The sequence below is a fragment of the Actinomycetaceae bacterium MB13-C1-2 genome, assembly GCA_035621235.1.
Lineage (GTDB): Bacteria > Actinomycetota > Actinomycetes > Actinomycetales > Actinomycetaceae > Scrofimicrobium.
Genome location: CP141731.1, coordinates 16,742 through 30,495, shown reverse-complemented (window position 1 = coordinate 30,495; position 13,754 = coordinate 16,742). Strand labels below are relative to the sequence as shown.

Annotated in this window: 6 protein-coding genes; 2 read left to right on the top strand and 4 right to left on the bottom strand. The window is 59.6% G+C overall.

Going from position 1 to position 13,754, the window contains the following annotated elements:
• Window positions 1–86: 86 nt before the first annotated feature.
• Both U6G28_00105 and U6G28_00100 read right to left on the bottom strand, forming a co-directional pair.
• Entirely contained in the window at window positions 87–416 is a 330-nt protein-coding gene (locus tag U6G28_00105; GenBank protein WRS30133.1) for a hypothetical protein, read from the bottom strand.
• A gap of 2 nt (window positions 417–418) precedes the next feature.
• On the bottom strand, window positions 419–1,846 hold the full coding sequence (locus U6G28_00100; protein ID WRS30132.1) for a hypothetical protein: 1,428 nt from the start codon (window positions 1,844–1,846) through the stop codon (window positions 419–421).
• A 112-nt stretch (window positions 1,847–1,958) separates the two neighbouring features.
• Here U6G28_00100 and U6G28_00095 point away from each other — a divergent pair, with 112 nt between their 5' ends.
• Together U6G28_00095 and U6G28_00090 are read left to right on the top strand one after the other, a co-directional pair.
• Window positions 1,959–3,269: a PspC domain-containing protein gene (locus tag U6G28_00095; protein WRS30131.1), complete on the top strand. Its 1,311-nt coding sequence runs from the start codon at window positions 1,959–1,961 to the stop codon at window positions 3,267–3,269.
• Window positions 3,270–3,271: 2 nt separating this feature from the next.
• Complete coding sequence (locus tag U6G28_00090) at window positions 3,272–3,919, top strand: response regulator transcription factor (GenBank protein WRS30130.1); 648 nt, start codon at window positions 3,272–3,274, stop codon at window positions 3,917–3,919.
• Window positions 3,920–3,929: 10 nt separating this feature from the next.
• On the opposite strand, the gene U6G28_00085 is transcribed toward U6G28_00090, so the two are convergent.
• Together U6G28_00085 and U6G28_00080 are read right to left on the bottom strand one after the other, a co-directional pair.
• On the bottom strand, window positions 3,930–4,403 hold the full coding sequence (locus U6G28_00085; GenBank protein ID WRS30129.1) for a 4'-phosphopantetheinyl transferase superfamily protein: 474 nt from the start codon (window positions 4,401–4,403) through the stop codon (window positions 3,930–3,932).
• Window positions 4,396–13,707 (bottom strand): fatty acid synthase subunit beta domain-containing protein, encoded by a 9,312-nt coding sequence (locus tag U6G28_00080; GenBank protein ID WRS30128.1) that lies wholly within the window; start codon window positions 13,705–13,707, stop codon window positions 4,396–4,398. The genes U6G28_00085 and U6G28_00080 overlap by 8 nt, the downstream gene beginning before the upstream one ends.
• Window positions 13,708–13,754 lie beyond the last annotated feature (47 nt).

Below are 13,754 nucleotides of genomic sequence, written 5' to 3'. Positions count from 1 at the left end.
ACGGACGCTAAGTCGTTCTTAGGCCAGAATTATCCTCATCAGTAGCGGGGTGCGTGGACTCCGGATTGCTCTCGGGGTCATGGTTGTCAGATCCCGGACATCGGTGGTTCCACGGGCTCGGAGCCATAGGACTCTGGTTGCCCCGAATCATCTTTTGCTTTCGGGTTGAAAAGCGCTTTGCGTGCATCGTCAAGTGTTGAGTTCGGGTTTCGAGCCAACCAGACCGCTAAAGCGATCATGGAAGCCCCGGTGAGGAGAAACAGGAAAACCAGGACGCCTCTGGTGGAAGTTGAACCCGCCAGCGGAACAATCACCATAAGTAGTCCGATGATTCCAAGGACGGCAGCCCAAATCAGAAGACCGACGCGAACCGGCGTGCCCTTGGGACTTAGCGCATCAAAGTCTGGAGTCTTCATGATCATTCCTGCCCTTCTGTTGCGGAGGTGGCTTCCTCTAGCTTCTTCAGTTCGGCTTGCTTCTCAGCGATCTCGGCCTCAAGCGCGGCGCGTTTGGCCTCTTCTGCTTCTTTTGCCCTAGCCAAAGCTTCTTCTGCTTCTCGGACAGCCGATTGCTCTGCGCTCAAATCTGTACTCTGTGAGTCACTTTGTGGATCATCGGTGCCACTGGTTGTCACGGATACAAGTTGTCCCCGCGGGTCTGGCTCAGCGACTTGGATGAAGGTAATGGTCGAGTTCTCGGCGTGGACGTTAATCTGGATTTCACGGGAGTTCCCAGAGTAGAGGTTCAGATCCCATACCGTATCCAGTTGGTTTAGGTCCCCCTGTGAGTGAGTGGCGATCCAACCGGTCGCTTCGAGCCGGTCCATCTGTCCAGCCTGCTCCCACCTTGTCGCAATGAACGTCGAGTTAACCGAGCCATCATCGTAGATCAGGGGAGTCGTGTCCGCTGGAAGTAGAACGTAGACATTTGCGCCAGCAAAGGCGTTGATCGAGGCGACTGTCTCGATGAACGCATCGGAATCAACATTCTCGAAGTCTTCAGTGGTCATATCGATAACGGCTGTTTCGCTCGCTATCGCCATCGGATGTCCCTGCCAGTCATAGAAGGTGAACTCTGGTTCTCGATCAGCGATACGGCTGAACAGGTCATCCTCGAACGAGGCGACCTCAAAGTAGGCGTCCTGATAGGCTTCCTCGTAGGCAATCTCGGAGGAAATACTGCTCTCTATTTGTTGATATGAGGCGAGGCTGTTTCCGAGGACAACTACCGGAACTAGCGCCACAGCTGCCACCGCTGAGGCTCCGACAAACCACCCGACCTTCAGGTTCCAAAGTGCTGCGTAGCCGAGAACCAGAGCAACCACCAGCACGCAAAGGCCCGCAGTTACGGTGAGAATCTCTCCGCCGCCCACGCCCGAAAAGATTGCGATTAATAGGCCGACTGCCATTATGACCAGGATGACCCCGAGCGAACCGAGAACTACTGCTGGATTTAGAGACTTGGTAGGTTTCGAGGTTAGTGTGGACGGGCCGGTCCAGGAAGCTCCGTTTGCGTAACTGGGCGCCCGATAGTACGGATCAATTGGATCTGGGTTGACTTCTGGAACTTTTTCTTGCTCGAAAGGTTGTTCGGCAACCAGTTTCTCGTCTCCAGATTGCCCTTCAGCCGTGGTTTCGGTGTTGTCTTCGGGGTCCTGCCCTGATGCTGGCACGCGGTGCTCCCCGGGTTGTTCCCTAGACGGGGCTCCGTCGCCTTCGGTGTTCCGCTCTGAGGTGGAGCCGCCTTCTTCGTCGGGAACGCTCTGCGTAACTGAGGGCTCCGTATCGCCTGGAGTCCGGCTGACGCCGGGATCTTGCGCCTGCTCGGGGTCTTTCTTCTTCGCCATAGCTTAACTCTTACGCATAATTGGATTCCGCGAGATGGGGTGAGTCCCTGATTGGTCCCTGAATCGCCCCTTGATTCGTGGTTTTGGGGCCTTCCTCTGCGACGATAAGACAGTGAGTACATCAACCCGGAACGCCGGTTTACACGGATACCATCCGAGTCAACGCCTGCGAACAGCGCAGTCGGACAGCTCAAGTATGGCCACGCCGTGGATTGGCGGGGTCTGCTCCGGGCTCGCTTCCTACCTTGGAATCTCCGTAGTCTCGGTTCGTATTGCCTTCGCGGCCCTGAGCGCGGTAGGTGTTGGAATTGTTGCCTATTTGCTCCTCTGGCTCTTTTTGCCAAGTGATAGCGAGGTAGATCGGGCCGAGGAGACTCTGAGGGCGCCTCTACGCGACGTCGGGCCAAAGCGCGACAATCAGGTGGCAGTTGGACGGCTGTTCGTGGTCGGCTCAGCGTTTGTGGTCGCCGGCACGGCACTCGCGATAGTTCCCACGATCTACGGGCGTTCCTGGCTGCTAATAGCGGGTGTCGCAATCATGGCGGGGATTGGCCTTACCTGGATGCAGGCTCCGAAGATCGCCAGCAAAAGACGGTGGTCCGCGGTCGCCCTGATGGCACTTGGACTTGCCTTGCTTGCTGCGGGCACGGCGATCTTGGCCGACTGGTTCGGCTGGCTCCCGGCCCTTCGAGACGGTCTGGTTGTCACTTTGCTGATGCTACTTGTCGTCAGCCTGGCGCTCGCTCCGTTCGTGTACCGTCTTTTCCGCGACTTGACTGCTTCAAAGGCGAACGAGGCGCGTGAGACCGAGCGAGCTGAGATTGCCGCTCACCTTCATGATTCGGTTCTGCAGACCCTCACCCTCATACGAGGAGCGGCCGATGACCCATCCCGAGTGCGCTCGCTCGCCCTGACTCAAGAAGGCGAGCTTCGCTCCTGGCTTTACACGGGAAACGTTGAACCCGCCGAATCCGTTGCCCAGGCGCTACGTGACCAGGCATCGGGAATTGAAACGACCTATGGCACGGCGGTTGAGGTCGTCACGGTGGGGGATGCGGTTCCTGCACCGGCAGAGTTGGCTGCCGTTGCGGCAGCGTCCGAGGCTATTACCAACGCGGTAAGGCATGGAGCGCCACCAATAACGGTTTTTCAAGAGGTTGGACCTGACGGAATCGAGATCTCTATCAAGGATGCGGGGGCCGGTTTTGACCCCGACGAGATTCCGAGTGATCGGCATGGCTTCCGAAGTTCGATCCTGGGCCGCGTAACCAGGGTTGGCGGACAGGTTACGGTAAGAAGCGTACAAGCCACCGATCTCTCCTCTGACCAGGTGGCAGACACCGGGAATGAAGTCTCAAGGAGTGGTACAGAGATTCGGATTCAAGTTCCCCGACATGGGAAAACACTGGCGAAGGAAGGATAGGCATGCCGATTAAGGTCCTGGTGATTGATGATCACCCGCTGGTTCGATCCGGTGTTAGGTCAGAACTCGATAAGTTCGGCTCTATACAGGTCGTCGGAGAGGCATCTGATGTGGACGGTGCCGTGGAAGCGTGCCATGTGCTTCACCCCGACGTTGCTCTGCTCGACGTTCATCTTCCCGGGGGAGGGGGAGGGGGAGGTCCCGAAGTTGCTCGTCGCTGTGCCGACCTTGAAATAACTCGGTTTCTGGCGCTCTCGGTTTCCGACTCTCCCGCAGATGTGGTCTCTGTGATCCGCGCCGGCGCACGAGGCTATGTCACCAAATCTATCGCCCCAGCCGACCTGGCCGCAGCTATCGAAAGGGTTGCCGCCGGGGATGCGGCATTCAGTCCCCGACTAGCTGGATTTGTTCTTGATGCGTTCGGTACCGAGGAGTCTGCAAACGAGGACGATGAGCTTGATCTGCTCACCGAACGCGAGCAGGAAGTTATGCGCTTGATCGCTCGGGGCTACACGTACAAGGAGGTTGCAGCCGAGCTATTCCTTTCGGTCAAGACCATCGAGACCCACGTCTCTGCGGTCCTTCGGAAACTTCAGCTGTCAAATCGGAATGAACTGACGCGTTGGGCCGTCAAACGGAACATCGTCTAGCGGCGCGACACTAGCCCGACAGCACCACGTAAGCCTGGGCGTAGTCGCCATCGTGACTGGCCGACGCCCGCCAGAGACCGTCGAATGCGTTGCCAATCGAGTGACCGAAAGCCTCCGCCATCCGGCCACGAAGGCGGACTGATGGGGCTCCGCTGACGGAGTGGATCACCTCGATATCCGACCAAACCACTTCATCTGGAGTCATTGGCAGGCGAGTTCCGATACTTTCAAGTGCACTTACCCATGCCTTGATAACGGATTCCTTGATGGCCCAGATCGCGGCAATATGAGCTGCCTCAGAATCGCCTTTAGAGCCGGCTCGCGCCCGAGCACGTCTCAGCTCTCGCGCGGTGAAGCTACCTCCCGGGTTTGCGAAACGGGTTCCCGGGGAGTCTAGTTGGGCCGCGAAGCTCGGGATGTGAACCAGATCGGTTCCCACCCCGAGTACCGCGCCTCGTCCTTGGTGCATCGCGCCTCTAGGCATAGCGACCGTCTGCTCCCAGTCGGGCTTCAGGGTCAAGCAGCATCGCGGCCTCCACTTCCTTCGCGTTCTGACCGCCTTCTTCTGGCAGTCTACGGTCGGCTGCCGGGACGTAGAGGTCCGTGCGGCCGAGCATGCCCGACTCAAGGTTGTGAACCGCCGTGTCGAGTCGCTTCTGCGCCCGTGAGCGCCACTCTTCTGCGGCTTTCTTGCCTAGCTGCGACATCACCGCAGTCTGGAAGACGCCCGGGTGCGCCAGCGCCAGCAGGCTTGAGACATGCCCAAAGCCCAGCGAGGTCACCAGTGCGGCCTTTATTGGTGACTCCTGACCGACAGAAAGCGGTTCGCGAAGCCAGACCAGCCAGGGGTTCTGTGCGAGGGCCGAATCAACACAGTCGAGTGCCTTGTTTGCGGGAAGAACTCCATCACGGAAGACCTGTCCCACACCCGAAATCTGGAAGACGCAGGCACCTCCCTTCGCGTGGCCGGTAACGCTCTTTTGTGAGACGACGAACATCGGATTGCCCTCGCTTCGACCGATGGCCGCAGCTACCCGAGAATGTAGATCGGACTCATTCGGATCGTTGGCATTGGTTGAGGTGTCGTGCTTTGAAACGAACGCAACATCGTCCGCCGACAAGCCCAGACGCTCAAGGGAGCGCGCCAGCTTTGATTCCTTGCCGCCGCGAGCCGCCGCCAAAGCACCGAGACCCGGAGCGGGAATCGAAGTGTGGATTCCATCAGCAAAGCTCTGCGCGTAGGCGATTACCGATTGAACCGGCAGGCCGAGTTCGGCCGCGACATCGCCCCTGGCTAGCAACACGGTACCGCCGCCTTGGGACTCGATGAAGCCACCGCGTCTGCGGTCGTTGGCACGCGAGAAAAAGCGGTCCGAAATCCCCTTAGACTCCATCTCTTTCGAGTTCGCGGTCGCGTTCATCGAACCAAACCCGACAAGAGACTCGACGGAAAGGTCATCGGTGGCACCTGCGACAACGAATTTCGCTTTGCCAGCGTGAATCTTGTCTACCCCATCCTCAACGGAGACTGCGGCTGTAGCACAGGCCGAGACGGGCTGGACCATCGGGCCGTAACCTCCGATATAGCTCTGCATAGTGTGAGCGGCGACGACGTTGGGAAGGGTCTCCTGCAGAATGTCCTGCGGGTAATCCTCGCCCAGGAACCGATCAACGAATAGTTTCCGCATGGAGGTCATGCCGCCGAAGCCCGTTCCCTGAGTCGAGGCGACGTCCGCCGGGTGAACTGCCTGCAACAGTTCGGCCGGACTGAACCCAGCTGAGATGAATGCATCTACCGCCGAGACCAGGTTCCATGCAGCGATTCGGTCCATAGATTCCAAGAGCGACGGCGATAAGCCCCACTTGGCCGGATCAAACCCGGTTGGGAACTGCCCACCTACGGTCCGAGTTAGGGTCGCGCGGCGAGGGAGTCGTGCCTGGGATCCGGCTAGCCGCGTTACCTCCCACTCGCCGTCTTCAAGAGGACGAACTCGGGTAAGACGCGGTTCTTCGACCACGTATGACTCTGCGGTATCCCGGTCGGGAACCGTGAAGGTGACGTCAGTATTCAAGAACACTGCTGCCTCTTCAAGCGTTCCCAGATCTTCAATGCCGGCGTCGTTAATGAACTTCCGAACGCCGCTACGGGCGATAACCTCGTCACGGAACCTATCAAATACCTCGTGAGGTTCAACAAGACTTCCGTCGTGGTCGTACCAGCCCGATTCGGGGGATTCCTGCCAGGTGAGCAGTCCCATCATCCAGGCCAACTCAAGTACACCGGCCGGGGTCAGATCGACCTCGCCGTCCGACTGGATTCCAAGTTCGGCCTGCCACCGGGTCCGAGCCGAGCCCCATGGTCCGATTTCGCCGATACTTACGACAACCACCATTTCCTCTAGTGGGACATCGACCTTCTTCCAGTCTGATGGATCGACCGGAGTCATGGTCGCACGTGGGGGCGAGGGCAGAGCCGGAATTATCGTTTCTTCCGCGCCGTCGGCAGTCTCAGACCTAGTTTCCTTGGATGCTGCCTCAGTCATCGCCTTTTCCTGCAGCGCCCGCAAATCGACCCCTTCGGACAGGCCGCCCGTGAGATCGGCATCTAGCGGTGCCTCGGCGGCTTTCTCGCGAGCCTCGGCGGTGCATAGGGCAACCAGCTGATCGGCCATTTCCTCGGTTGTGTAGGTGTGGATCCCAGCGTCCTGTGCAGCCCCAACCAACGGATCATTTCCACCCATTAAACCGGTGCCCTGGACCCAGCCGATCTTCGGATGAGCGATCGAAGTAGCACGTGCCCAGATCGGTTCGACGGCCCAGCGGTTCGTTATCGCATCAAAAGCTGCCTTAGTCTCTCCGTACGCTCCGTCACCGCCGAACATCCCGCGGTTGGGAGAACCCGGCAGAACGACATGAACCCGCTTGGCGCGAGCGCCCTTGTCGGCCAGAGAGGCGAACCCAGCGATTGCACGCTCAACGCTCCAAAGCAACAAACGAGCTTGCGCCTCGAACTGCTCACCTGAATCTGCCATCGAACCCATGACCGATGGCGCCGCGAACGGGAAAAACAGATCCGGAACCTGTGCCGGCTTGACAACTTCACGGCTCGCGCCGACCACCTTGACCTGCTCGTTGCCGATCCAGTCAATCAGTGCATCAACATCGCGGTACGAGGCAAGATTGGCAGGCACCAGCCACAGTGCGGCATCGCCCGCAGCGTTTTGTCGGTACAACCGTTTGGCGAAGTCGAGACGTGCTGAGTCAATGCGAGACGAGGTAGCGATTACCGTCGCACCCTGCGCCAGCAGTCTCGCTGCCACCGCTCCGGCTATCGAAGAGGGGGTAACTCCGGTTACGACCGCAACCTGACCGGCAAGCGGGAGCTCAGGTCTCTCCGATGCCGCTTTCGCGGCCTCCAGATACGTCTTCTCCAGATCCTTCAAACCCTGATGCGTTGCCTTGTTGGCCCACCACAACGCTTGCTTGGCAACGGCCTCACCGGCCCCGGCAAATGTACCGACTGTGGTGTCTTCAGCGGTGTCACTCGTTGAACTCTCCCAGAGTCGGGCGAGGTCTTCACGAGCGGAGGCCCACCGATCATCAATGAGGATGGCCCGCTCGGGGGCGAATGAAGGCTGAACCATCTCAACCCACCTGGGCCCAAGTTCAGCCGCAACAGTCTCGGCAGCCAGGGCGTCGCGGAGTTGATCCTCGTCCTCGCTCGGAATCCCATTTTCGAGAAGAGCTGGGCCTTCGAGACCCAAGACCTCGAGCATGTGTCGTGCAGCTTGCGCCAGGGCACCTTCTCCGCCGGTTACTGTCGCAGCGTAGGCATCCAGCGCAGCAGAGTCCACGACGCCACCTCCGCCGCTGGAGCCACCCACGCTTGGGATCGCGACGGCAACGCCGCGGGCGGCACCGACCTGCTTTACGGCCTCGTCCACCAGAGCCTCGGCTTCGGCAAGGCTGCCTGCCGCGGTCGGCAGGGTAGCTAGTGTCCCGCCACGAGCGGAGTCACCTTCGCGCGACCCGAGCAAGACCTGGGCAGTGACGGCATTAGCCCAGCCGTCACCAAGTTGCCAGGTGTCCTTGACACGGTCGGCTACAAAGGAAGATTTGACTCCCGCGCCGCCCAGGACCTTGCGGAGACGGTCACGGATCGCCTCCGTCAGTACCGGACCGAAAGCGCGGTAGTGATGGGCCAGCTTGTCGACACTCACCGCTAGTTCACCGACAGAAGCGTCGGCCGCACCGTCGATCGAGGGGAGGCCAAGTTCTGCTGAAAGATCCATTAGAAGCTGGTTGCGGCGTGCCGAGACACCTGCGGTGAGGGTATCGGTGGTGTCACCATCCTCGATCTGTTCGGGACGGAGTTTATTGGTGAAAGCCATGACAACGCGGATGGCGTCGGAGGCGGCAAACCGGATGTCTGCGGCCGGTCCATTGCCCGTTGGGGCTGGGATCGCCGCTGGGACAGGCTCCGCCGGAGCGGGGGTTGCCGCTGGGACAGTCGCCTTTACTGCTGTGTTCGTTGACGCAACTTCAAGCGTGGCCTCCGCAGTCTCTTTCTCTGCCCCTACCGCAGCGGCACGTGGCGCGGCGTCCCCGGCCGCGCTCTCGTCCTCACTGACCGGGACATCCTCCACGAACCTCACGTCCGTGCAGGTGACGATCTGTTCGTCACGCTGCACGTTGTATGCGGCCCCGTTTGTCTCGACGAACTCATCCAGCTTTAGTGTCTTCTCACCGAGGCCAGCAAGAGTCGGAGCCGTTCCCAGCCCGATCTCGATCAGGCGCTCCACGCCAAGACCGCCCTGGTCAGCCGAGCTGAACATGAGTTCTTGGGTTTCGATCCAACGGACCGGGGAGGCGAACTGCCAGCAGAGCAACTCGATGAGCAAAAGACGCGAGAGCTTGTCAGGGTCGGCTGCAGCCTTGCTCCAGGCCTTCTCATCTCCCAAAAGTTTCTTGAGCGCCTTGCTTGGGACCTCATCCAGGATCGCCTGGGCAAATTCCCGGGTTGCCTCGAACGGGCGGGCGACCAGGTTTGGAATGTACTTGCCAACCAGGCGCTCGGTTGGGACCGAGTCGGGAAGCAATTGCTCCAACTTATCCCGGAACTCCGGGACACCGCCTCGTAGCACGGAGGAATGGAAGGGTACGTCCACTCCGGGTACATACATGAAGGGACGCTTACCGCCAAATGCCGTCGCGCGGGCATTCGAGTCAGCGTCGAGGGCTTCTAGTCCAGCAATTGTTCCAGCCACGGCGTACTGCTGACCGGCAAGGTTGAAGTTGACAATCTGCAGGAACTCACCGGAGGCATCGGAGACCGTTTGGACATAGTCGACTATTTCCTCGTCGCCCACGCCGAACTGATTCGGTCGCAGTGCTCCCATTCGGTAGTTTGAACGTCCCTTGGGGTCGCGCTCAACCAGGTGATGCATCGTTGAACCGCGGTGGAAGACGATCTCAAGGACCGTTTCCAGCGGGAAAACTTCACCGTAGGCGGAGAGTGCATTGTATTCGCCAAGGGAGTGGCCTGCGAAGAACGCGTGATCGACCAGTGCGCCGAGCTCGCGTAGGTGTGCCGTCTGTGCGAAAGCAACGGTTGCCAGAGCGACCTGGGTGAACTGGGTCAGATTAAGGATTCCGTCCGGGTGACGCAGAACTTGCCCTGCAACTTCGAGTTCGGTTGGGTTATCGCGCACCACTGTGAGAATCGAGAATCCAAGCGCACGCTTTGTGAGAGCATCGGCACGCTCCCAAACTTCGCGAGCAGCCTCAGAGGTTGCCATCTCATCGAGAGCCATGCCCTGACGTTGGATGCCCTGACCCGGGTAGACATAGGCGGTGACGGGAGCTTCGGTCGCGGCGGTTGCGCGGGAGACGATCTGTCCGTCAATCTTGCAGGTCACTTCAAGCAGCAATCCCCCGCCGGCAATACGACCAATACGCTCAACCGTGATGTCGACCGGATCGTGCAGGTTTACCAGGCCGTACATGTTATAAGTCCAGCCTTGGATTCGATTGCCAGGGGTCTTGCCATCGTCGGCTTGCACCAGGTTCTGCGCTACCGCAGAAAGCCACATACCGTGAACCAGCGGTGCTTCCAATCCGGCGACGCGGGCCGCGGCGTGCGAGGTGTGGATCGGGTTAAAGTCACCTGACACGTTCGCGAAGGTGGTCATATCGGAGGGCGCATAGACGCGCGCCTTTCGCAGTTGCGAACGAGGGGTATCGATCGCGTTGGTGGCCAGTCCACTCGCGGCGGATACGTCGACCGGGACGGAATCAGAGCCGATTCGCCCGCGGATCGCGAAACGTTCCTGGAACTCGCCAACCTCGTTCCCCTCATGGAACAGAGTCTCCTTGACAGTTACTACCCGTCCGGCGGAGGACTCAGCGAGTTCAACCGTTCGGGCAACGACGGTCAACTGGGTCTCGTGCTCTCCGTCCAGCAGATCTTCGATATCGACATCCAGGCGAGCGGTGTGATCAAGGTGGACTGCACTGAGAAGACCCTCGATGACCGGATAATCGTTGACCAAAGCCGAGCCGAGTGCAGCGTAGATTGCTGGCCAGCAGAGACCGAGCAAGGCATCCGGTGTCCAGGTAGACAGATGGAACTGAGAGGGAAGAGCGGCGCCAGTTGCCCCACGGTGCAGGTCCGCGAGTTCCCTGTTGATCGTGAACGTCCAGTGGGCTTCGCCAAACTCAGAGTCCTCAGAGGGAACCATCGTCGGGAGCGCCCCGATGACATCACCTGTGATCGTCTCACCGCCGATCCCCGCGGTTGATGCAAGCAGGGCGTACATGTGCTCCGGCAGAGCGTCTCGGTCCACCACCGGGTAGCCCCCGTCATCGGTTTGCCCGCCGACAGCGAGAGGAACATTGAGTGTGCGAACCGCATGCAACTCATCTCCGCCCGGGATCTGGTCCCAAGAGGCGTCAAGGCTGATATTCAGGTCATAGATGTGGCTGTCCCCGCGCTGGTCAACCGTCAGTAGCTCACGGGGAACCACCCGTGCCGGGTTGTCGACAAGATTTCCGCTCCAGGAGACGTAGGGGGTAGCGAGAATGAAATCGAGAGGTGTCTTCGAATCATCCAGGCGAGCGAAGAGCTTCTCGGCTTTCGTGCCCGTCCCGTCGAGCCGGTCAACGCAGGCATTCTCAAAGCGGCCGAGGAGATCGCCGATTGGCTCGTCCACCCTGTCGATACCGGCGACTGAAACCGGACCGGGAATAATGCGGACCTGGTCGGCGGTGTAACGGTCTTCCTGTGACTGCCAGAGGTTGTCCTGACCCCACCAACGCAGGATGTCGGCATCCACCACCGGGACGAATGGCATCGGTTTTGGGTACTTGCGGCACAGGTCAACGAACCAGGCTGCATCGGTCGGTGTTACGCGCGTTGTAGCGGCATTCGGGTAGGTCTTTGCCAGAGTTCCTAGTGCCGTGTCGGCGTCCGTAACTGATTCGACAGTGGGGAAGAGGGTGACAATCTCGCCGGTTTCCTCATTGCTCAGGCGCCCTTCGATGCGCTGCAACAGCAGTTGGAAACGGTTGATCCAGGTCCCTTCGATCCAGGGGCAAGAGAGCTGTGCGAAGCGCTGTGCCCACTCGAGATAGGTCATCGAATCGACGTCACCAAAGTAGGGCTTAGAGGTGGAATCCAGAGCGGCGATTATTTCCGCACGGCGTTCCTGTACCTGATCCTCATGACCGGAAACCTGCGAAACGAGGCGGGCGCAAGCGGCAGCGGCATTGTCCACCTCGTGAATATCCGCACGCAGGTGGGACTGACCCGAAGTTACGCCGCCGCGAACCTGGCCGGAGCCGACCCAGCCTGCGTTCTCATCGCCGTGGATCGGAGAGGGAATTCCGGGGGTGTCAACTAGGAGCTGTTTTACCTCGGCTGAGGTCTTGGCTTCTAACGCCGTCATCGCCGCAGTTCCAATCAGGACTCCGTCAACCGGCATCAGGGGGCGGTCGTATGCGCGAGCCCACTGACCGGAAATGTAGTCAGCGGCCCGTTCAGGGGTTCCGATTCCGCCGCCCGCACAGAGAACTAAGTTGGGAGTGGCGCGGATGTCGGCATACGTCGCTAGGAGAAGATCATCCAGGTTCTCCCAGGAGTGGTGCCCCCCAGCGTGACCGTCTTCAATCTGGACGATCACCGCGGAGTCGGGTACCGCTCTGGCGATATCAATTACCTGGCGAATCTGAGCCACCGTGCCAGGTTTGAAGGCGACGTAGGGGAACCCTTGAGCCTGGAGCGACTGAATGAGGGCGGTGGCCTCTTCCAGTTCTGGAATGCCCGCAGAGATCACCACACCGTCCAGCGGAGCACCCGCCGCGCGAGCTTTGATAACAATGCTCTGTGCACCAAACTGGAGGTTCCACAGGTAAGGGTCCAAGAACATCGCGTTGAACTGGATCGCGCGACCCGGATCTAGGAGCGTTTTGAGCTTTGCGAGGTTGTCGGCGAACACCGAATCGGTGACTTGCCCACCTCCGGCCATCTCTGCCCAGAAGCCCTTATTAGCTGCAGCTGCGACGATTTCGGGGTCAACCGTTGTCGGAGTCATTCCGGCCAGCAGAATAGGGGAGCGTCCCGTCAGACGGGTAAATGCGGTTTCAACGGTTTTCTTACCGTTCGGGAGGACAGTGATTTTGGGGCTGAAGCTAGACCAGTCTGCGGGTGCACTGTGAACGGTGCCGACGGTGAGGAAGGCGTCGCGCCCCTCAACCGTTCCGGTCTCAACCACGCCAATACCGCTTCCGATTAGGGTGTTCGAGGTAATGCGAGTGAGAGCCTTCCCAGGTCCCACGTCGAGGATCCACCGGACCTGGTGATCGGTCGTCGGAGCCAGTTCCTTGGCCCAGTCGACCGGGTTCGTGAGGGTAGCAGGGGCCAGGGCCTCAACCATCTCGCTGTCGATTCCCGCAATTCGAGACCATTCCCGGGTCTTCTCAAGTGCGGGCTGTAGCAGAGGGCTGTGGAACGGGGCATCAACCTTGAGGTAGGTGAACTCAGGAGAGAAAGGCTTTCCGCCGCGCTGCTTGGTGCTGACAAGCTGTTCCTCGCGCTCTTGAACCTTACGTGCTTGAGCCTTGAGCTTTTCTAGGTCAGCGGGTTTACCGGAAACTACAACTTGATCGGGGCCGTTTACCAAGGAGACCCAGACGCGGCGGTCCAGGTCTGCCGCGTCGATTAGTTCCTGAACCTGGGACTGTAGAGCCTTTTGAATGGCAAGCATCGGGAAGCGGTCGCCGCTTCGTCCGGAATCGTCGGCACGCACGGCCGCTGTTACGGCTCCGCCTAGCAGTTCTGAAAGGGCATATATCTGAGCCTGCTTGGCTTGGTCACCCTGTACCCATGCCTCGTACAAGGAGGCACCTAGCACTCCCTGTGAGTGCCCGGCCGTGAAGGCTGGCTTGCGTACGCGGGTGTCGAATCCGTCCTCGGAAAGGGCAAGCAACGTCGCAAATTGAGCCAAGAGGATTCCCGGCATCGAAGCCGAGGGATTCGACCCCGAGTCAGCCAACAGGGACTCCAACGTAAGAGTGCCTCCGGTGACCACACTGAGTCCTCTGCCCAGTGGTGCCAAAACCTCGTGTCCGCGCGCGATCAGATCTTCTATCTCTGCCTTCACCCGGGCGGACTCGGTCGTTTCTGCCAGAGTTTGCTGCCAGGGAGTCGCCTGACCTGCAAAGGTAAGGCCGTACGGAAGTCCGCCAGGGCCACCAAGTGAGAAGAAAAGTGTGGTGGTTTCTTGAGACATTGAGATTGTTCTTTCAGTTGTTGCCCTTAGAAACGTTGACCAAGGGA

Excerpts from the sequence above, each read along its gene's own strand:
- U6G28_00100 (WRS30132.1), bottom strand. The coding sequence starts at position 1,846 with ATGGCGAAGAAGAAAGACCCCGAGCAGGCGCAAGATCCCGGCGTCAGC.
- U6G28_00080 (WRS30128.1), bottom strand. The coding sequence starts at position 13,707 with ATGTCTCAAGAAACCACCACACTTTTCTTCTCACTTGGTGGCCCTGGC.
- U6G28_00090 (WRS30130.1), top strand. The coding sequence starts at position 3,272 with ATGCCGATTAAGGTCCTGGTGATTGATGATCACCCGCTGGTTCGATCC.
- U6G28_00105 (WRS30133.1), bottom strand. The coding sequence starts at position 416 with ATGAAGACTCCAGACTTTGATGCGCTAAGTCCCAAGGGCACGCCGGTT.
- U6G28_00085 (WRS30129.1), bottom strand. The coding sequence starts at position 4,403 with ATGCCTAGAGGCGCGATGCACCAAGGACGAGGCGCGGTACTCGGGGTG.